This is a genomic window from Desmospora activa DSM 45169 (assembly GCF_003046315.1).
Taxonomy (GTDB): Bacteria; Bacillota; Bacilli; order Thermoactinomycetales; family DSM-45169; genus Desmospora; species Desmospora activa.
This window is the reverse complement of record NZ_PZZP01000003.1, coordinates 1-18,560: the sequence shown is the minus strand read 5'-3', so window position 1 is coordinate 18,560 and position 18,560 is coordinate 1. Positions and strand designations below refer to the sequence as shown.

The following is an 18,560-nucleotide window of genomic DNA, read 5'->3' as shown; positions in this document are numbered from 1 at the left end:
GAAGGGTGATGGATGTGATTGATGCCGAGAGACGGCCTTCCATCGGGCAGATCGTCCAAGTGAAAAAAGGTCGTGAGGCGGGGCGATATGCGATCGTGATCGGGTGGGAAGAACCGCATTTTGTTCTTCTCGTGGACGGGGACAAACGAAAATTTAGCCAGTCCAAAAGGAAAAACGTCAAGCATATCCAACCTACCAAGCACATCGCCCGGGAAGTAGAAGAATCCATGACAAAAGATGGCCGGGTGAGCAACGCTAAGCTGCGCCACGCCTTGAACCAATACCTTCTCCACATTGGAGAGCGAAAAGGAGAGTGAGTCAATGGCCAAGGAAGATGTGATCGAGGTAGAAGGCAAGGTGATCGAGCCGTTGCCCAATGCCATGTTTCGCGTGGAGCTGGAGAATGGACACAAAGTGCTCGCCCATGTTTCTGGCAAAATCCGCATGCACTTTATCCGGATTTTGCCCGGTGACCGGGTGACGGTCCAGCTTTCCCCATATGATTTGACTCGCGGCCGGATTACGTATCGCTATAAGTGACCCCCCGCGGAATGTTCCGCTCGGATGGCAGCGTCAAACGTGATCCGGGCGCATTCCCGGAGTTGACACCGAGTGGATACAGGAGGGAAACAAGATGAAAGTGAGACCTTCGGTAAAACCGATTTGTGAAAAATGTAAGGTCATCCGTCGCAAAGGAATTGTGATGGTGATCTGCGAAAATCCCAAGCATAAACAAAAACAAGGCTGAAGACAGGAGGTGCTCAACCTTGGCTCGTATCTCAGGCATCGATTTGCCCCGTGAAAAGCGGGTGGAAATTGCGCTGACCTATATTTTTGGCATTGGTCGCTCCCAAGCTGCCCGCATTTTAAAGGAGACCGACATCAATCCGGATACGCGTGTACGCGACCTGACGGAAGACGAAATCTCCAAGCTGCGCAGCTTTATCGATAAAAACGTGATGGTGGAAGGGGATCTCCGTCGGGAGACCGCTTTAAACATCAAGCGTTTGATCGAGATCGGCTCCTATCGGGGTATTCGTCACCGCCGCGGTCTGCCAGTGCGGGGGCAACGGAGCAAAACCAACGCACGTACTCGCAAAGGTCCTCGTCGGACTGTCGCCAACAAGAAAAAATAAGGATAAGGAGGGAAACAAATGGCTGCCAAAAAGCGGACGACCAACCAACGCGTCAAACGGCGTGCAAAGAAAAATGTGGAGTCCGGTACGGTTCATATCCGTTCCACTTTTAACAACACCATCATCACCATTACCGATAAGCGCGGGAACACCGTCTCCTGGGCTAGCTCCGGTACCTTAGGGTTTAAAGGCTCCCGCAAGAGTACTCCTTTCGCCGCCCAGATGGCTGCGGAAGCCGCTGCTAAACAGGCGATGGAACATGGAATGAAAACCGTGGAAGTGATGGTCAAAGGACCGGGTGCCGGTCGGGAAGCGGCGATCCGCTCGCTGCAAGCGGCCGGGTTGGAAGTCAACCTGATTAAAGACGTCACTCCCATTCCCCATAACGGATGCCGCCCACCGAAGCGTCGCCGTGTCTGATGACCGATTGGATTCCGGGTTGATTTTTGGTTTATACTGGTAAGGCTATGTGTATACTGGTAGGGTACCCATTTATACATTTGGTTGCCCATGACCGTTTGCCGGGCGATAGATGGCTTATTCCATCCCAGATTACACCGATGTCACCCGGAATGCGACGTTCTGAAGGAGGGTTTCAAAGCTGATGATTGAAATCGAAAAACCCAAAATCGAGACCGTTGAGGTCAGCGAAAATGGCCGATACGGAAAATTCGTTGTGGAACCCTTGGAACGCGGCTATGGCACCACCCTGGGCAACTCGCTACGGCGTATTCTGTTGTCTTCTCTTCCGGGTGCGGCGGTTACGTCCATCCAGATAGACGGGGTGTTGCACGAGTTTTCCACGATTCCCGGTGTGGTAGAGGATACAACGGAAATTATCCTCAACTTAAAACGCCTCTCGCTCAAGGTTCATTCCGATGAGGAGAAGGTGTTGGAAATTGACGTGGAGGGCGGCGGTGAAGTAAAAGCCGGCGATATCCGCGCCGATTCCGATGTGGAGATTCTTAACCCGGATCTTCATATCGCCACTTTGGCTGATGATGGACGCCTTCATGCCCGTCTGACAGCTGACCGGGGTCGTGGATATGTTCCTGCGGACCGCAACAAAAGTGAAGACCAACCGATCGGTGTGATTCCGATCGACTCGATTTATACCCCGATTGAACGGGTTAATTACCAGGTAGAAAACACCCGTGTCGGCCAAGTCACCAACTACGATAAGCTGACATTGGAAGTGTGGACCGACGGTAGCCTCCGTCCAGAGGAATCGGTCAGCCTGGGGGCTAAGATCATGACTGAGCATCTGTTGCTTTTTGTCGGTTTGACAGAAGGAGCGCAAGATGCGGAGATCATGGTGGAAAAAGAAGAAGATAAAAAAGAAAAGGTCATGGAAATGACCATCGAGGAGCTGGACCTGTCGGTTCGCTCTTACAATTGTTTAAAGCGGGCTGGAATCAACACCGTCCAAGAACTGACACAGAAGTCGGAAGAGGACATGATGAAAGTTCGCAACCTGGGACGCAAATCGCTGGAAGAAGTGCAGGAGAAGTTGTCCGAGTTGGGTCTCTCCCTGCGCAGCGATGACTAACTCTCATCATCTGTTTACAAGGGAGGGGAAAAACGATGGCATATTCAAAACTGGGTCGGAATACAGCAGCACGGAAAGCGCTGCTCCGTGATCTGGTCACCGACCTGATCATCCACGAACGGATTAAAACGACGGCGACTCGAGCCAAAGAAGTACGCTCGATTGCGGAAAAGATGATCACCCTGGCCAAACGGGGCGATCTCCATGCCCGGCGCCAGGCCGCTTCCTTCGTAAGGACCAACCGTTCCCGCACTGAAAAAGAAGGGGAGCAGGTCAACCACGAAAAAGTGGATGCCGTAAAAAAGCTGTTTGATGAAGTGGGTCCCCGTTATGAAGAGCGTAATGGCGGCTATACCCGCATCATTAAAATCGGGCCACGTCGTGGCGATGCGACGGAAATGGTTTATCTTGAACTGGTGAAATAAACCGTCTGTGGATCAAAGGGAGAGGGCAGGATCGATCCGGTCCTGAAATCTGCCCTTTTTTCTTTGCAGAACAGGGGTGGATGGCTTGATAATTCGATTGCAAAATGTCGGCTTTCACTACCCCGGCCAGGGAGAAGAAGGGACGGGTACCGTTCTTTCCGGGCTGGATTGGAGCGTGGACAGAGGCGAGTATGTCGCTGTGATGGGTCCCAATGGCTCCGGAAAATCCACCCTAGCCAAATTGTTAAATGCGCTGCTGGTTCCAACTGCGGGAACGGTGCAAGTATGTGGTTTGGATACCAACGATCATCGTCAATGGGGCGCGATCCGGCAGCGGGTGGGGATGGTCTTCCAAAACCCCGATAACCAGATCGTAGGCACCACTGTTCGTGACGATGTCGCCTTTGGACTGGAAAACCTGGGCCTGCCCCGGGAGGAAATGCGGCGGAGAATCGCCGATGTCCTCCCGCGGGTGGGCCTTTCCGGAATGGAGGATCAATCCCCTCACCATTTGTCCGGCGGACAAAAACAGCGTCTGGCGATTGCCGGTGTGATTGCGATGCGACCCGATGTGATTGTATTTGATGAAGCCACATCGATGCTGGACCCCGCCGGGAGAAGAGAAGTGCTACATGCGATCCGTTCGCTCCATCAAGGGGGAACGACGGTGATCCATATTACCCACTCCGCCAGAGAAGCTTTATACGCCCAACGGGTAGTGGTAATGGCCGCGGGAGCGATCCGGTTGGACGGAAGCCCGGTCGATGTATTCAACCAGGTGGATCATTTGCAGGAATGGTCCCTTGAGTTGCCGCTGTTTGCCGAAGTGGCGGACCGACTGCGGCAACAGGGCCTTCCCCTTTCCCGTCGTATCTCCAATGAAGAAACGTTGGTGAAGGAATTATGGGCATTGTTGCAATAAATGTATCCCATGTTTATCTGACGGGAACTCCTTATGCCAAACCGGCTCTCACCGAAGTAAATCTAACGGTGCCGACCGGCGCTTTTGTCGGGGTGATCGGGCCGACAGGCTCCGGCAAATCGACGCTGATCCAGCATATCGCCGGTTTACTTCGCCCCACTTCTGGTACATTGCGGATTGGAGATACCGTCATCGATGTCGACAGCAAAGATCTATCGTCACTACGTGGACGGGTAGGAGTCGTGTTTCAATACCCTGAACATCAATTATTTGAGGAGACGGTGATCAAAGATATCGCGTACGGCCCCCGTAATTTGGGGTTGGCAGAGGATGAGATCGAGCAGCGGGTAACAACGGCACTGGAATGGGTAGGGTTGTCACCAGAACTGGCTCAGCGCTCCCCCTTTCAACTGAGCGGAGGGCAGATGCGGCGAGTAGCTATAGCCGGGGTATTGGCGATGCATCCTGAGATTTTGATCCTGGATGAGCCTACTGCCGGTCTCGATCCTGCCGGACAACGCGAACTGCTGGATCGCATCTACTCCCTTCATCGGCAGCGAAATATGACCGTAATCTTAGTCTCCCACAGCATGGAAGATGTGAGTCGATATGCGGAAAGGTTGTTTGTGATGGCGGGAGGGCGGATGGTTTTAAGTGGTTCGCCGCAAGAGGTGTTTCAACACCCAGACCGCTTACGGGAATGGGGATTGGAACTACCAGAAACGATCCGGCTCATGGAGCGCATCAATCAGGAACTCGCCGTTCCGTTGAAATTGGATCGTTTTACACCGGAGGCACTGGTGGAAGCGATTATGGCACGGGTCAAAGGAAGGGGAGGCTTATGAGTGCGCTATCCAATCCGATCCTGGGCCAATATGTGCCGGGAGACTCCTCTTTGCACCGCATGGATCCCCGCGCCAAACTGATCTATGTATTTTTGTTTATGATCGTCGTCTTTTTGGCGAACAATGGTTTGACTTATGGCTTGTTGGTGGTGGTAACCCTGACGGGTCTGTTGCTGTCTGGTGTTCCGTTGTTGATGGTGTGGCGGGGTTTAAAGCCGATCCTGTTTTTAATCGCCTTTACCGCCGGGCTTCATTTGTGGATGACCCGTGGTGGTGAGGTGTGGGTCGATTGGGGATGGTTCACCATTTATGAAGAAGGGGTGATTCAGGCCGTGATGATCGCCCTTCGCTTTCTGCTGTTGGTGGTGACCGGCACCTTGCTCACTCTGACCACTTCTCCCATCGACCTGACGGACGGGTTAGAGAAGCTCCTGTCCCCTCTTACCCGCGTCGGGGTGCCTGCACATGAGCTGGCACTGATGATGTCGATCGCCCTTCGCTTTATCCCTACGCTGTGGGAAGAGACGGATAAAATCATAAAAGCGCAAAAAGCCCGTGGCGCCTCCTTTGAATCGGGAGGGGTGTGGAAACGAGCCAAAGGCTTTATCGCCATTTTGATCCCGTTATTTATCTCCTCGTTTCGGCGGGCGGAAGAGTTGGCATGGGCGATGGAAGCCCGCGGCTACCAGGGTGGTGTCGGTCGGACCAAACTGCGGGAACTCCGCTACACCCGGCTTGACTTCCTTTTATGGGGCGTGTTGACGGTGGTGATTCTCGCCCTGGTGGGACTGCGGAATTAAAAGGAGGGAGCACCATGCGGTTAAAAATGACGGTCGCTTATGACGGTACTGGTTTTTCCGGGTTTCAAAGCCAACCGAGTTGCCGCACGGTGCAAACCGTCCTCGAACAAGCCCTTACAAAAGTGGCGGGCCATCCCGTTCGCGTCACCAGCTCCGGTCGAACCGATGCTGGTGTCCATGCGAAGGGGCAGGTGATTCACTGCGATATTGACTCCACGATGCCGGTAGAGCGCTGGGCTCGCGCCCTTAACCACACCTTGCCGCAAGACGTATTGGTGCAAGCGGTGGAGCATGTGCACGATCGCTTTCACGCTCGCAAGGATGCGCGTTGGAAGTGGTATCGCTATTCCTGGGACAACCGTTCCATTCCCGATTTATTTATCCGCCGGTATACCACCCACTGGCCTCACCCCCTCGATGGGAATGCGATGGTTGAAGCGGGGCGCCATCTTATCGGTACCCATGATTTTACCGCTTTTTCCGCTGCGCGAGCACAAGTCTCCCACCGTGTGCGCACCTTGTACGACTGTCGCATGGTTCAACCACAACCAGGAGTGGTAGCGATGGATGTGATCGGGGATGGTTTTTTGTATAACATGGTCCGTATTATCGCGGGTACCTTATTGGATGTCGGTATGGGAAAAATATCCGCCGATAGCATTCCCGCGATCGTAGCTGCCAAAAAGCGGGAGGCGGCTGGGAAAACGCTACCGCCGCAAGGGTTGTGTTTAATGCGGGTGGGCTATGATGATTTTGTAGAGAGAAATTCCTTATCTTGACACGAGCTTGAAGTTGGTGTAATATGATCGTTGGTATTTTTCCACTTGCCCCGGTGGAACATGTTCGGCGCAACACTTTTTGAATGAAAGCCAGACCATGTATAAGAGCGATGGTTGTGGCCACGAGGAGGGAATTTGAATGCGAACCACATTTATGGCCAAACCGAACCAAGTGGAACGGAAATGGTATGTGGTAGATGCTACCGATAAAACGTTGGGTCGTTTGGCCACGGAAGTGGCGACCCTGCTGCGCGGAAAACACAAACCCCAGTATACCCCCCATGTGGATACGGGTGACTTTGTGATTGTCATCAACGCCGCCAAAATCCAACTGAGCGGGAACAAAGCCGCAGATAAAATGTACTACCGTCACTCCGGCTGGCCGGGTGGTCTCAAGAGCATTACCGCTGGCGATTTACGTGAGAAGCGGCCAGAAATGATGATTGAACTGGCTGTCAGAGGCATGCTGCCCAAGAATAAACTGGGTCGCCAACAGCTGAAAAAGCTGAAGGTATACGCCGGTTCGGAACACCCCCATCAGGCGCAACAGCCTGAACAGTGGGAAGTACGCGGATAATAAAGGAGGGAACCAACTTTGGCACAAGTCCAATTTTACGGCACCGGTCGCCGCAAGGAATCGATTGCTCGCGTTCGCTTGGTACCGGGAGACGGCCGCATCGTGATCAATGGTCGCGAGATGGATGATTACTTTGGTCTGGAAACGTTGAAGGCGATTGTAAGGCAACCGTTAGTACTTACCGAAACGGTCAACCAATACGATGTATTGGTCACCGTTGAAGGTGGCGGCTTTACCGGCCAAGCGGGAGCGATCCGCCACGGCGTCGCCCGCGCTCTGTTAAAAGTAGATCCGGAACTGCGTCCGTCCCTGAAAAAAGCCGGCTTTCTCACCCGTGACCCGCGGATGAAAGAACGGAAAAAATACGGCCTCAAAAAAGCCCGTCGCGCGCCTCAATTTTCCAAGCGCTGATGGGATCGCATCAACCCTGCCCTTTGCGGCGGGGTTTTTTGCTTTGTAGCACAATGTACCAGATCGATTGGACTGGTAATCTTTCCTCTCCCCGGCAACACTACATCAGGAAAGCCATGATGATCGGTGAGGCGAAAGGGGGGACTGTGATGGGCAAAGTGGTATGGCTGGAAGCGTGGCGACTGACACGGATGGAACGGGTACGCCAAGAAGCGCTGGCTTGTTTCTCCTGGGGCAAATTGTCCCGACTGGTGGAGGAGGTATTGGAGCCAACCACGCGCTCCCTGTCTCCTCATAAGCGGTTTGCCGTCGATGAAGCAGTATATCGATTAGCGTTTGAATCCTATGTACAAGGAATTGAGCACTCTCGTCGTGGTGCGGTGGAATGCCCGCCTGATCTTCCCTTCTCCGAACGACGCCATTGGTACAATACCCGTTTTCGTGAACAAGGCGATCGTTTAGTAGGGAGAATCGCAGACGAGATGGACCTTTTTTTTCATGTAGACGAGTGGACCTGCCAGTCCGTATTGCTCTTTTTTGACGAGGTGGCGACGCGCTGGTTTTTAGAAGGGATTGATTTTGGCATCCAACTGCGGAAACGAATGCAGTAACAGGCATAATCGGCCCGTCTCTCCATATATATGGGACAAACCCGGTTTGTATCAAAGGGGGGACCCCTATGGACCAGTGGAAAGAATGGATATCGAAACGGAGCCCGGCTTTTTGGGTTTTATCCTTCCTCTTACTTCTCGCTGCGGCGACATCAGTGCTGGCGTGGTGGACGGGCTCTGCAAGCCAAGATGCCTGGAGTATGCCATTGTCCGGAAAAATCATTGTAGTAGACCCTGGACATGGCGGAAGGGATGGGGGAGCCGTTAGTCGGGACGGATTGGTGGAAAAGGAAGTTACCCTCGCGATTGCGTTGCAGTTGCGGGATTATTTGCAGGAGGCGGGTGCTTTGGTGATTATGACCCGTGAGACGGACCGGGATTTGGCGGACGATGGCGCCCGCAAGCGCAAAGCACAGGATTTATACCGACGGGCGCAGATGGTAAAGGAAAATGATGCGGACTTGTTTATCAGCATCCACCTAAACGCGGTTCCTTCGCCCCGCTGGTCCGGTGCCCAAACCTTTTATTACCCCACCTTGGAAGATAATGAGTTACTCGCCGGTCATATCCAAAATGAGTTAGTTCGCAATCTGGAAAACACCAAACGGAAAGAACGGCACAGCGGAGAAATTTACATATTGAAAACCTCATCCGTTCCTTCGGCTTTGGTAGAGGTCGGCTTTTTATCCAACCCGGAAGAGGCTTCCCGTTTAGCCCAGGAACCGTATCAAAACCTATTGGCCACTTCCATTTACCACGGAGTAATCAGTTACCTCGTGGAAAAAGAGACGGAGGAAGAGGGCTCACTTTGAAAATGCGGCGATGATTGGTATGATGGAAATGAATAAAGCTGCTTTGGATTGAGGTGTAACAAGGGTATGACGACGATCGAAAACGTGCTGGAAGCGCTTCGCCAAGTGGAAGAACCGGAGTTTAAACATCACCTTGTTAAATTAAACCTGGTTCGCAATATCCGTATTTTTGCAGATAAGGTGACACTGGAATTGATGTTGTTCAACGAAGATTCTCCCCACCGGGATCAGTTGATCCAAGAGGTGGAGAAAGTGCTAAAAGACATTGGCGTACCAAAGGTAGAAATCACCGTCAGCATTTTGAGTGAAAAGGAGCGGGATGCGTTAAGTGCTCGCATACGCGCGGAACATCAACAAAAAGTTCGTGCTAAGCGGGCAGAGGGGCGCACACCGCTACAGGCGGAACAAGCCTCCTCACTAACAGCGCAAGATTCCAACACTCTCTTTATTGCAGTCGCCAGCGGTAAAGGCGGGGTGGGAAAATCGACGGTAGCGGTCAATCTGGCGGTGGCTTTGGCGCGGGAAGGAAAACGCGTCGGGGTGATCGATGCCGATATTTACGGATTTAGCGTGCCTGATATGATGGGGATTGAGGAGCGTCCGGCGGTGGTGGATAAAACGATCTATCCGGTGGAACGCTTTGGTGTCAAAGTGATCTCCATGGGCTTTTTCGTGGAGGAAAATGCCCCGGTGATCTGGCGCGGTCCCATGTTGGGCAAAATGTTGCGCAACTTTTTCCAAGAGGTGGAGTGGGGCAAATTGGATTATGTCATCCTCGACTTGCCTCCCGGTACTGGTGATGTGGCGCTGGATGTCCACCAGATGTTGCCCCAGAGCAAGGAATTGCTGGTGACGACGCCGCATGCTACCGCTGCCTTTGTGGCGGCACGAGCAGGGGCGATGGCGCTGCATACGGAGCATGAGATCTTGGGTGTGGTAGAAAACATGGCTTACTACCAATGCTCGGACTGTGGCAAGCGGGATTACGTTTTTGGAGAGGGTGGCGGCGAGAAGTTGGCGGAGGAGCTGCAAACGGATTTGCTCGCCCAAATTCCCTTAGGTGCTCCTAATAACGGAGACCCCTCTTCTCCTGATTTCTCACCCTCCGTCTATGACGCCGATACGTCTGTCGGTAAGTTGTATAAAGAGCTGGCCCAAAAAGTGATTGAGCGCACGAGCCCGGTTCAATCTTCTTGATCAGGCCAAACAAGCGACTGTTCTTTTGACGGTCGCTTGTTTTTTAAGAGAAGTAACCTAAGTGCCGCCGTCTTCCCCTTCACTTGATTGCTGTTGTCCTCCTTGTTTCTCCTTTTTCTTTTTCTCCTGTTCTTGCTTCTTGACCGCCTCTTCCACTACTTTGCTGAACTTTTCCCGGAACACGGGGTTATCCAGTGCTTCTTCCATTGTCTTCATCGTCTGTTGGCGGTATTCCCGGCTTTTCATCAGTTGTTTCAGATGTTTACTGTATTCAGGATCCTGCATAATATCCAACAATCCCTTTTGATATTCAGGATCTTTTAACAGCGACTTCATCAGCTGTTTTTGCTCTTTTTGCGTCGCTTTGGCAAAGCTGCTTGCCACCTTGGGCTTTTCCAGCAGCTTTTGTAGTTGTTTTTCCATTTTAGGCGAAAGCATGGTGTCGCTGATGGTTTGCTCCATCTCTTTTTCATCGATGATGATATCTTGACGAAATTCCGGATCACGCAGCAATTCCACCAGTGCTTTTTTGCCTTCTTGTGTCTGCAAAACATCCATCACCATCTGTTTCGTCTCTCCGTAATCCGGAGACTCTGACTCCGGTCGTTTAGCGGGACTACAAGAAACGGTGACGATCAACGATAGAAGTACGATTGGCACAACGTGCAAACGATGAACCATATGAGTCAACTCCCTTTCCAAGCTCACACTGTTAATATGGGAAGGGGAAGGATATTTTATGAATTCCTTTGAACTGTCACATTGGTGATGTGGATATTATTTGCATTCAGCCAGGTCATCGGTATAATGGGTGTGGATTTATGGAAAAAGGAGCGCTAATCGCCCGATGACGATACGTAAATTATTTTTTCTGTTTTGGACGACATTGGCTTTGGGAACATTGACGGCACCGCTGGCTGGAGGGTTGTTACAGCTGTTTTTTGGACCGCTTGGAATCGATTTTGTCTATCTATTGTGGGCGGGGTTGATGTTTGGCGCGATCGCCCAGATGGGCTTTTTTGCCTATATGGTGTTTAATATGGTGGCCCGGGGATTTATTCGAAATCCTTATCTTTACCAAGGGTTGCAGTTGCTATTCACTGTTCTCGTTTTGGTCAATATTTTCTCCACACCTTTTCGCTTGCAGGGAGAGGAGACCACTTCCTTTACTCTGCATCTGGTGTTACCGCTTACGATTTTGATTGTTTCCTTGATTGTGGCATGGTTTAAAATGAAAGCGACCAATGAAATGGGCTTTATCCCCGCTCTCTTCTTTATGGTGGCGGCTACATGGTTGGAGGCAGTTCCTTCAATTGAAGCGCAATCGCTGGAAATGATGTTGTTGATGGTGTTAACCTTAATGGCTTGCAACACCTGGCAAATCATGCAGTTGCATCGCTTGCTGGAACCGGCAAAAACTTCAACGAACAAGACAGCCGATCGAGGAGAGACTAACAAGCACAAAGGAAAGAAAAAGAAAAAAAAGAAGGGCTGAACCGGTGTGGTCAGCCTCCTAATCCACGGGGTTTAAGTCTACCTCTGAGCCTGCGATCAGCTCAGATACAGTCACAAATTCATACCCTTTTTCCGTCAGATCGTCAATAATCACCGGCAGTGCTTCATGCAGCTGTTTACTGGAGTCGCTGGCATGCATCAAAATGATATCCCCGGAATGGGCTTTACTGGTTACCCGGTTGATAATTTTATCCTTGCCGGGATTCATCCAGTCCAAGGAGTCGGTATCCCACTGGATGGTGGTATAGCCCATGTCATCGGCAACTTTTAATACGCGTTTGTCGAAGTCTCCGTTGGGAAAGCGAATTAGATTGGGCTCTTGATCAGTCAACTCGGTCAATATTTGATGGGCTTTGCGAATTTGGGTGCGAATCTTTTCTTCGTCATAGGTGCTGTAGTTTTCATGACGATGACCGTGGCTACCAACCTCATATCCCATATCGACGATCCGTTTGACGATGTCAGGGTGTGTCTCGGCCCAGGGGGAGCTCAAGAAAAAGGTTGCGTTTTTTATCCCTTTTTGTTCCAAAACATCGAGAATGGGCCCCGCTCGCTCTTCCCCCCAACTGATGTCAAAGGTAAGGGCCAACTTTTTTTGATCCGTATCGACACTGTAGACTGCTGCCGGACCTTGATTAAGCGGCATAAAGACCTGGATGTCCCGCTGTTCCGCCACATAAATACCAAATGCCAGGATTAGGGCAACCGCCACCATCAGGATGCGCTTTAGCCGTTTGCCCGACAATACCCAGAAGAAATTCAACTCCCGCCACCTCCGCCACAATCGTTAATGGGTGCTTGATGCACCTGTCCCACTTTAAATGTATTCTCGTGGACGAGTGTTATGATAGGTTGGTGGGAAAAGAGGAGTGTGAGGGGATGCGTCGTTTTATTCGAGCCGTTGGGGAAGATAAAAATTTCCTGATCTTTGCCACATTCGTTTTTCTGTTTACCGCATTGGCCGGATATGCAGGATCGGAAACCATCGCAAAAGCTTTGATGGATTCTCCGCTGTGGGAAGACTTTCAAAAAACCTTGGAAGGGATCCAGCAAAACCCCACCTATACCAATGCCTTTGTCACCATCTTTGTCAATAATGTTACCGCCTCTCTTATTATGGTGGTATCGGGGCTCTTTTTTGGCGTATTTCCCTTGGTTGCCCTCTTTTCCAATGGGATGCTCTTAGGTGTAGTTTTGGGAATGGCTGCTACTCAATCAGGTGCTAATCCGTTGGTGCTGTTTGTTACCACCATCCTTCCTCACGGCATATTGGAACTGCCGGCGATCTTGATTGCGGCCGCTTTTGGGATTCGCTTAGGCATAACGGTCTCCCGATCGATTGTGGGGATTTTTTCAACCACTGCCCGTGTAAAAAGCGGAGAAGAGTGGAAAAGCATCGGCAGACGGACGTTACCGATGTTGGTGGGAATTGTGGTGTTACTCTTTTTTGCCGCCTTGATCGAGGCGGGTCTGATCACCATCTTAGGCGACTTTTCATAAGGAGTGAAAATACCGATGAAAATGGAAATGACTTGGGGCGGAAAGATGCGTTTTGAGGCGCAGACTCCATCTGGACATACAGTACTATTGGATGCGGCACCGGAAGTGGGTGGGGAAAATGAAGGTCCGCGTCCGACGGAACTGTTGCTGGCGGCCACAGGGGCATGCTCCGGGATTGACATCGTCGATATTTTGCGCAAAATGCGCCTGACGGTGGAGTCATTTGCAATGGAAGTATCGGGAGAGCGGGCGGAAGATCATCCGCGGCGGTTTACCCATGTCCACATTCATTATCAATTAAGCGGAGACCTTCCTGTGGATAAAGTACGGCGCGCCGTCGATCTCTCCCGGGACAAATATTGTTCCGTCTCTCAATCCCTCAATGCAGAGGTAACCACCAGCTTTTCCATCAATGGCGAGCGATATGAGTAATTTTTCACGTTGAGTATGATCTGTTTTTATCCTTACAAGTGTGGACTAAACATTAAAGGGGGAGCACATTCCAAACATCGCAGGAAGTCTCCCTGCTTTTTCGATTAGCAAAAGCCTTCACAGGTTGAAGTTAATAGGGAAGGGACGAATCACTCGATGCCGGATTGGTCCTATCGCACGCTGTTTCAGCCGTTGTTGTTTTCGCTGTCGGATGAGCGTGCCCGCCGTTTGACGCTGGGTGCGATGCGAGGGCTTTACCGCTTTCCACTGGGGAAGCAACTAATTCAGCATATGGGTCATATGGCCCCATCCCCAAAATTGTCCCGGCATTTATTAGGAGTTGAACTCGCTTCCCCCGTCGCCATCGCCGGTGATATCGACCCCGAACGATTGGGAGTGGAACCGTTATCCCTATTTGGAGCAGGACTACTCGATTTGGGAATGGTGACAGAAGAGCCGATTGTGGGCACGATTATACGAAATGATAAAGAGGGTGGACTTCAATTATCCCATCCTTGGGTCAATCAAGGAAAAGAGGCGTTATTGGCCCGTTTGCGTGACATCGGCTCAATATCGACTCCGTTGACGGTGCGCCTTGGTTACAAACCGACTGCCAGTGTGGAGGAAATCACGCATGAGCGTACCCGTTTGCTGCGTGAGCTAGCGCCTTTCCTCTCGTTTTTTATTTTGGATGAAACCCATCATCGTGACTGGGATCAACGGGAATGGATGGAGCACCTTGCTGCGGTAGCGGCTGTCTCCCGTGAAATGCACAAGCCTCTGATCGCCCATGACCGCGCAGGTTTTGGCGGCACATTGCTAGCGACGGGAATCGTTTTTTTGTTAACGGCCTTATGGGGAATCCGGCAAGGGGAGCGCTGGGTGTGGTGGGCGCTTTTCTTAAGCGGGCTTCCCGGTTTTGTCGCTGGAATCGGGGTTCATTTTGATGTGGGCTATATTGATCATTTTCATTTGTTACCGGCTTATATCGCCTTGGGATTGTATGTGGCCGGATTGGTCTTGACGTATCCATATTTAATGGATAAAAAGCAAACGAAAATCCTTCTCATGGAGCAATCTCGACATGTCTGATAAACAAATTAAATGGTTGATACTCATCATTCCCACGATCGTGATCGGACTGTGGGAATATGTGCGTCACGAATTTCTGCTTCCTTATATTTCGATGGAACTGGGTAACTGGTTATCACCGATCATTGTTTTTTTTGTTACGATGACTTTTCTTGTCCAATTGTTTAAAAGGTATGAACAGCTACAGGAGCAACTAAAAAAAGAACGAACAGAAAAAGCAATCTTACAGGAGCGTGAACGGATTGCACGGGAGTTGCATGATGGAATCGCTCAATCCTTGTTTTTATGTTCGGTACAGATCAGTCAGATGAAACAAAAGCAGCCCGATATGGGGTGGGAGGAGTTAGACAAAAGTTTACGGCAGATTCACAACTATGTTCGCCATTCGATTTCTAATCTAAAGGGCACTCCTGCATCGACTCCAGCTACAGCATGGAAAATGTCTGTCCAAGAGCTGGTAGAACGGTTTCAATTCGATACTGGGGTAATCGTTGAATTACAATTAGAGTTGGCAGAGACGCAGCTGTCAGCAAAAGAAAAAGTGGAACTGTTTGCTTGCATCCAGGAAGCGTTAACCAATATCCGAAAACATGCTCATGCTTCCCATGCTACAATTCGATTTCAATCAAAGGAATGGGGTTGGTGTTTGGAAGTAGAGGATAACGGCCAAGGATTTCATGGAAATCCATTTCAACAACTGGATTGCTTTGGTTTAAGGATTATGCAGGAGCGAGTGCGAGAAATAAAGGCGACTTTAACCCTTTCACGACAACAAGATAAAACAAGGTTAGTCATTCAAAAGGAGAAAGCGACATGAACGCTCCCTATCGAATCGTGATCGGTGATGATCACGAGCATGCCCGTAAAGCGATACGAATGATTATTGAGAGTGATCCTGCTTTTAAAATCATAGGAGAAGCGACGAATGGACAAGACGTCATCCAATTGACTGAACAAACCATGCCGGATTTAATTTTGATGGATATTAACATGCCCGTATTAAACGGTCTTCAGACCACAGGAATAATTAAAGAACGTTTTCCAGCTGTGAAAATCGCGATTGTGACGGTTTCAGATGATGCTTCTGATTTATTTGAAGCCTTAAAGAGAGGGGCACAAGGGTATCTTCTTAAAAACTTAAACCCGGAGGTATGGATTGAATATTTACATACATTGGTGAACAATGAAGCCTTGATATCCCGTGAGATAGCGCAACGAATGATGAAAGAATTTAACCGTTCAAGCATTGCACAACCAAATGACCTTACTCAAAGGGAACAAGAAATATTAACTTTTGTGGCGAAGGGATGGAGTAATAAAGAGATCGCCAATCATTTGACCCTATCGGAGCATACTGTGAAGAACCACCTCAAAAATATTATGCATAAGCTTCATTTAAAAAATAGAGTTCAACTTACACGTTACGCTTATGAACAAGGGTGGGCTTAATGAAATGGTAATCCCAATCGGTGATAAGATTAGTAGGTCTAATTTGTAGTCCATTTTTCAAAATAGGTTATCAAAATAATCGGCATATTTATTTGCGCTTTTCAATTCTTTGACACATCTAATAGCTCTTTTGAGTCATGATCAAACCCGTTTTCATTTTTATAATCGAGATGTATTCGAAAATATGAAGAGTGAGGAATTTGATTATGAAGCCAATCAGTGTAGGGATCTTTTTATTTGAAGGTGTAGAGGTACTCGACTTTGCTGGTCCATTTGAAGTTTTATCGGTTACTCAATTTGAGCAAGATTGGAAAGCCAAACCTTTTCAAGTTGCGACGTTCTCGGAATCAGGAGAAACGATTGTAGCCAGAAATGGGCTAAAGATATTACCCAATGATAGCTTCTGTTCTGCTCCTCCATTTGACATCATCGTTATTCCGGGAGGGCCGGGTATTGAAAACGAGTTTTATAATGCTGCAACCATTCAGTGGCTTAAGGAACGGATGGAACATGTTCAAGTCATGGCATCGGTTTGTACGGGTGCTTTTTTATTAGCGAAAGCTGGTTTACTTAATGGAAAGCAAGTAACCACTCATTGGGCAAGTATTGAGGAGTTACAAAACAGATTTCCAGATACGACTGTGATGAAAAAAGTGAAGTTTGTTGATCAGGGAAAGATCATTACAGCTGCTGGCGTTTCTGCAGGTATCGAAATGTCCCTTCATCTGGTCGACCGTTTTTACGGTAATGAGATGGCAAAGAAAACTGCAAGATATATTGAGTATGATGTTGATTTCGAAGCGAAGGGCAGATTCGTGGAATAAAGCATTTCTCGATGACGATGAAAGGGACTATCAATATGCCACAAGAGGAAATAATCGAATCCAAACTGTCAGCTTTATTCCGCAATCGCGTTCTTTTGGTTATGATTACAGCGATCTTATGTTCACAAGTCGGTATTTGGATTCGTTATTATGCCGTACTGATGTTTATCATCGAACGGACGAACACGATCCATTTGCGATTTCGTTGCTAACGGTAGCAGAATTTGCTCCGGTAATCTTTTTTTCCTTTATCGGTGGAACCTTCGCGGATCGCTGGCGACCAAAAAGAACACTGATTGTATGTGATTTGTTAAACGCTGTATTTGTATTTATCGTTCTGATTGCGTTTCTTTTTATCAGTTGGAAGGCAGTATTCCTTGTACCGCTTGCGTATGCTAGCTTTATGCAATTTTCACAACCGGCAGGATTCAAGTTATTTAAAAAGCATCTCCAAGAGAACCAATTAAAAATAGGCCTCGCGATCTATCAGACCGCTTTTTCGATCTTTATTCTCCTTGGCCCGGTAATAGGTACCTTCGTATTTCAACGATTTGGTGTTGATGTAGCGATCGCGATTATGGGGATGATGTATCTCTTATCGGCGCTGGTACAAACACTCCTTCCTCACGATCAACAAACCAAGGGAGAACAGGCTAAAACCGCCATTCTTTTTGAGATGAAAGCAGGCTTTCGCTATGTCTTCTCAAAAAGAAAACTGAAGCGAGTGGGTATCTGTTTTATTTTATCCTATTTAGGGTTTGGGCTGGTTCAACCCTTAAGTGTATTTTTGGTTTCCGAGCGATTAGCATTGGGTAACGAATGGCTACAGTGGTTGTTGACAGCGAATGGTGCGGGAACTGCTTTAAGCGGGCTTTTAGTTATCACAGCTGCAAAACGGTTTTCACCCCAGCATTTAGTCATGATTGGGATTATAGTGAGTGCGTTTAGTCTGTGTGTCTCGGTTTTATCAACATATTTATGGATAACATTAGTTGCCCAGTTTATTTCGGGTTTGATGATGCCCCTTGTCCAAATTGGACTCAATACACTGATATTGCAAAAGACGAACGAAGGATACATTGGAAGAGTAAATGGAATCCTAATTCCGCTATATACCGCTTCCATGGTAATTGCGAGTAGTATCGCCGGAAAGTTAAAAGATCAACTTTCGCTCTTCGGTATTTATGGGATTGCTTTCTTTGTATTTATGGTTGCCCTTTTTGTTATCATCCCATCGCTTCATTTACCAAATGGGCGTAAATCAAAGCTAACGCACTAACTTGAGTACGACAAAGACTTGTTTTGTCATATACTTTTTTTATTCTTAGAGGAGCCACAAGGGATTGCTCGCTCCTCTATTTTGGGTGGGAGCCAATTGAATCATGATCCTCCAAAAGAGCATCCTAATAAATTTAAAAAACCTCTTGACGTAAAAGCCTGCCCATGTTAAATTAATATCTGTCGCCGCAACACGGCAGCGAAACAAAAAAACAACTTCAAAAAAAGTTGTTGACAAGATCATCACGGTTTGATAAGATAGATCTTGTCGCCGCAAGAGGCGGCAGGGTTGAAAAAGCCTGAAGCAACAAGCGTTCCTTGAAAACTGAAGAGCGAATGAACGACCCTGTTCAATTCTTAATTATGAGCGTTTCAAGCTCTTTTTATGGAGAGTTTGATCCTGGCT

The 18,560-nt window shown here is 49.1% G+C and carries 26 protein-coding genes; 24 read left to right on the top strand and 2 right to left on the bottom strand.

Going from position 1 to position 18,560, the window contains the following annotated elements; all coding sequences use genetic code 11:
- The first annotated feature begins 8 nt into the window (after nt 1-8).
- The 16 genes from C8J48_RS16160 (at nt 9) to C8J48_RS16085 (ending at nt 10,064) form a co-directional block, all read left to right on the top strand.
- The gene (locus C8J48_RS16160; RefSeq protein ID WP_107728304.1) at nt 9-317 is read left to right on the top strand and encodes a KOW domain-containing RNA-binding protein; all 309 of its coding nucleotides are present in this window, start codon (nt 9-11) and stop codon (nt 315-317) included.
- Nucleotides 318-321: 4 nt separating this feature from the next.
- Nucleotides 322-540 carry a translation initiation factor IF-1 gene (gene infA / locus C8J48_RS16155; protein ID WP_107728303.1) on the top strand — a complete coding sequence of 73 codons (219 nt, stop codon included), beginning with the start codon at nt 322-324 and terminating at the stop codon, nt 538-540.
- Nucleotides 541-634: 94 nt separating this feature from the next.
- Nucleotides 635-748 (top strand): 50S ribosomal protein L36, encoded by a 114-nt coding sequence (gene rpmJ / locus C8J48_RS16150; RefSeq protein WP_090892810.1) that lies wholly within the window; start codon nt 635-637, stop codon nt 746-748.
- A gap of 19 nt (nt 749-767) precedes the next feature.
- Nucleotides 768-1,136: a 30S ribosomal protein S13 gene (gene rpsM / locus C8J48_RS16145; protein WP_107728302.1), complete on the top strand. Its 369-nt coding sequence runs from the start codon at nt 768-770 to the stop codon at nt 1,134-1,136.
- Between the two features lie 18 nt (nt 1,137-1,154).
- Nucleotides 1,155-1,556: a 30S ribosomal protein S11 gene (gene rpsK, locus C8J48_RS16140; protein ID WP_107728301.1), complete on the top strand. Its 402-nt coding sequence runs from the start codon at nt 1,155-1,157 to the stop codon at nt 1,554-1,556.
- A 184-nt stretch (nt 1,557-1,740) separates the two neighbouring features.
- The gene (locus tag C8J48_RS16135; protein ID WP_107728300.1) at nt 1,741-2,685 is read left to right on the top strand and encodes a DNA-directed RNA polymerase subunit alpha; all 945 of its coding nucleotides are present in this window, start codon (nt 1,741-1,743) and stop codon (nt 2,683-2,685) included.
- A gap of 35 nt (nt 2,686-2,720) precedes the next feature.
- Entirely contained in the window at nt 2,721-3,110 is a 390-nt protein-coding gene (rplQ, locus tag C8J48_RS16130; RefSeq protein WP_107728299.1) for a 50S ribosomal protein L17, read from the top strand.
- 85 nt (nt 3,111-3,195) lie between these two features.
- Complete coding sequence (locus C8J48_RS16125; RefSeq protein WP_425430485.1) at nt 3,196-4,032, top strand: energy-coupling factor transporter ATPase; 837 nt, start codon at nt 3,196-3,198, stop codon at nt 4,030-4,032.
- Nucleotides 4,014-4,877 (top strand): energy-coupling factor transporter ATPase, encoded by an 864-nt coding sequence (locus C8J48_RS16120; protein WP_107728297.1) that lies wholly within the window; start codon nt 4,014-4,016, stop codon nt 4,875-4,877. The genes C8J48_RS16125 and C8J48_RS16120 overlap by 19 nt, the downstream gene beginning before the upstream one ends.
- On the top strand, nt 4,874-5,677 hold the full coding sequence (locus C8J48_RS16115; RefSeq protein WP_107728296.1) for an energy-coupling factor transporter transmembrane component T family protein: 804 nt from the start codon (nt 4,874-4,876) through the stop codon (nt 5,675-5,677). Before C8J48_RS16120 ends, C8J48_RS16115 begins: the two co-directional genes overlap by 4 nt.
- Nucleotides 5,678-5,691: 14 nt before the next feature.
- Nucleotides 5,692-6,456 carry a tRNA pseudouridine(38-40) synthase TruA gene (gene truA, locus C8J48_RS16110; protein WP_107728295.1) on the top strand — a complete coding sequence of 255 codons (765 nt, stop codon included), beginning with the start codon at nt 5,692-5,694 and terminating at the stop codon, nt 6,454-6,456.
- 139 nt (nt 6,457-6,595) lie between these two features.
- The gene (gene rplM, locus C8J48_RS16105; RefSeq protein WP_107728294.1) at nt 6,596-7,033 is read left to right on the top strand and encodes a 50S ribosomal protein L13; all 438 of its coding nucleotides are present in this window, start codon (nt 6,596-6,598) and stop codon (nt 7,031-7,033) included.
- Nucleotides 7,034-7,051: 18 nt separating this feature from the next.
- Nucleotides 7,052-7,444, top strand: coding sequence for a 30S ribosomal protein S9 (gene rpsI, locus C8J48_RS16100; RefSeq protein ID WP_107728293.1), 393 nt, complete (start codon nt 7,052-7,054; stop codon nt 7,442-7,444).
- Between the two features lie 149 nt (nt 7,445-7,593).
- The gene (locus C8J48_RS16095) at nt 7,594-8,055 is read left to right on the top strand and encodes a hypothetical protein (RefSeq protein ID WP_146160520.1); all 462 of its coding nucleotides are present in this window, start codon (nt 7,594-7,596) and stop codon (nt 8,053-8,055) included.
- A gap of 68 nt (nt 8,056-8,123) precedes the next feature.
- On the top strand, nt 8,124-8,867 hold the full coding sequence (cwlD, locus tag C8J48_RS16090) for an N-acetylmuramoyl-L-alanine amidase CwlD (protein WP_107728291.1): 744 nt from the start codon (nt 8,124-8,126) through the stop codon (nt 8,865-8,867).
- A gap of 66 nt (nt 8,868-8,933) precedes the next feature.
- Nucleotides 8,934-10,064, top strand: coding sequence for an Mrp/NBP35 family ATP-binding protein (locus C8J48_RS16085; RefSeq protein ID WP_107728290.1), 1,131 nt, complete (start codon nt 8,934-8,936; stop codon nt 10,062-10,064).
- A gap of 57 nt (nt 10,065-10,121) precedes the next feature.
- On the opposite strand, the gene gerD is transcribed toward C8J48_RS16085, so the two are convergent.
- Nucleotides 10,122-10,745, bottom strand: a complete 624-nt coding sequence (gene gerD, locus C8J48_RS16080; protein WP_107728289.1) for a spore germination lipoprotein GerD — start codon at nt 10,743-10,745, stop codon at nt 10,122-10,124.
- A gap of 166 nt (nt 10,746-10,911) precedes the next feature.
- On the opposite strand from gerD, the gene C8J48_RS16075 reads away from it, so the two are divergent.
- The gene (locus C8J48_RS16075; protein WP_107728288.1) at nt 10,912-11,559 is read left to right on the top strand and encodes a KinB-signaling pathway activation protein; all 648 of its coding nucleotides are present in this window, start codon (nt 10,912-10,914) and stop codon (nt 11,557-11,559) included.
- Nucleotides 11,560-11,577: 18 nt separating this feature from the next.
- Here C8J48_RS16075 and pdaB read toward each other — a convergent pair whose 3' ends face one another.
- On the bottom strand, nt 11,578-12,342 hold the full coding sequence (pdaB, locus tag C8J48_RS16070; protein ID WP_107728287.1) for a polysaccharide deacetylase family sporulation protein PdaB: 765 nt from the start codon (nt 12,340-12,342) through the stop codon (nt 11,578-11,580).
- 116 nt (nt 12,343-12,458) lie between these two features.
- Here pdaB and C8J48_RS16065 point away from each other — a divergent pair, with 116 nt between their 5' ends.
- The 7 genes from C8J48_RS16065 (at nt 12,459) to C8J48_RS16035 (ending at nt 18,155) form a co-directional block, all read left to right on the top strand.
- Nucleotides 12,459-13,079, top strand: coding sequence for a stage II sporulation protein M (locus C8J48_RS16065; RefSeq protein ID WP_170105636.1), 621 nt, complete (start codon nt 12,459-12,461; stop codon nt 13,077-13,079).
- A gap of 15 nt (nt 13,080-13,094) precedes the next feature.
- A complete protein-coding gene (locus C8J48_RS16060; protein WP_107728286.1) occupies nt 13,095-13,511 on the top strand; it encodes an OsmC family protein in 417 nt (138 codons plus the stop codon).
- Between the two features lie 156 nt (nt 13,512-13,667).
- Nucleotides 13,668-14,603 carry a dihydroorotate dehydrogenase gene (locus C8J48_RS16055; RefSeq protein WP_107728285.1) on the top strand — a complete coding sequence of 312 codons (936 nt, stop codon included), beginning with the start codon at nt 13,668-13,670 and terminating at the stop codon, nt 14,601-14,603.
- On the top strand, nt 14,596-15,420 hold the full coding sequence (locus tag C8J48_RS16050; protein ID WP_107728284.1) for a sensor histidine kinase: 825 nt from the start codon (nt 14,596-14,598) through the stop codon (nt 15,418-15,420). Before C8J48_RS16055 ends, C8J48_RS16050 begins: the two co-directional genes overlap by 8 nt.
- Nucleotides 15,417-16,052, top strand: a complete 636-nt coding sequence (locus C8J48_RS16045) for a response regulator (RefSeq protein WP_107728283.1) — start codon at nt 15,417-15,419, stop codon at nt 16,050-16,052. The genes C8J48_RS16050 and C8J48_RS16045 overlap by 4 nt, the downstream gene beginning before the upstream one ends.
- Before the next feature lie 203 nt (nt 16,053-16,255).
- On the top strand, nt 16,256-16,876 hold the full coding sequence (locus C8J48_RS16040; protein WP_211316686.1) for a DJ-1/PfpI family protein: 621 nt from the start codon (nt 16,256-16,258) through the stop codon (nt 16,874-16,876).
- Nucleotides 16,836-18,155, top strand: a complete 1,320-nt coding sequence (locus tag C8J48_RS16035) for an MFS transporter (protein ID WP_245891263.1) — start codon at nt 16,836-16,838, stop codon at nt 18,153-18,155. The genes C8J48_RS16040 and C8J48_RS16035 overlap by 41 nt, the downstream gene beginning before the upstream one ends.
- Nucleotides 18,156-18,560 lie beyond the last annotated feature (405 nt).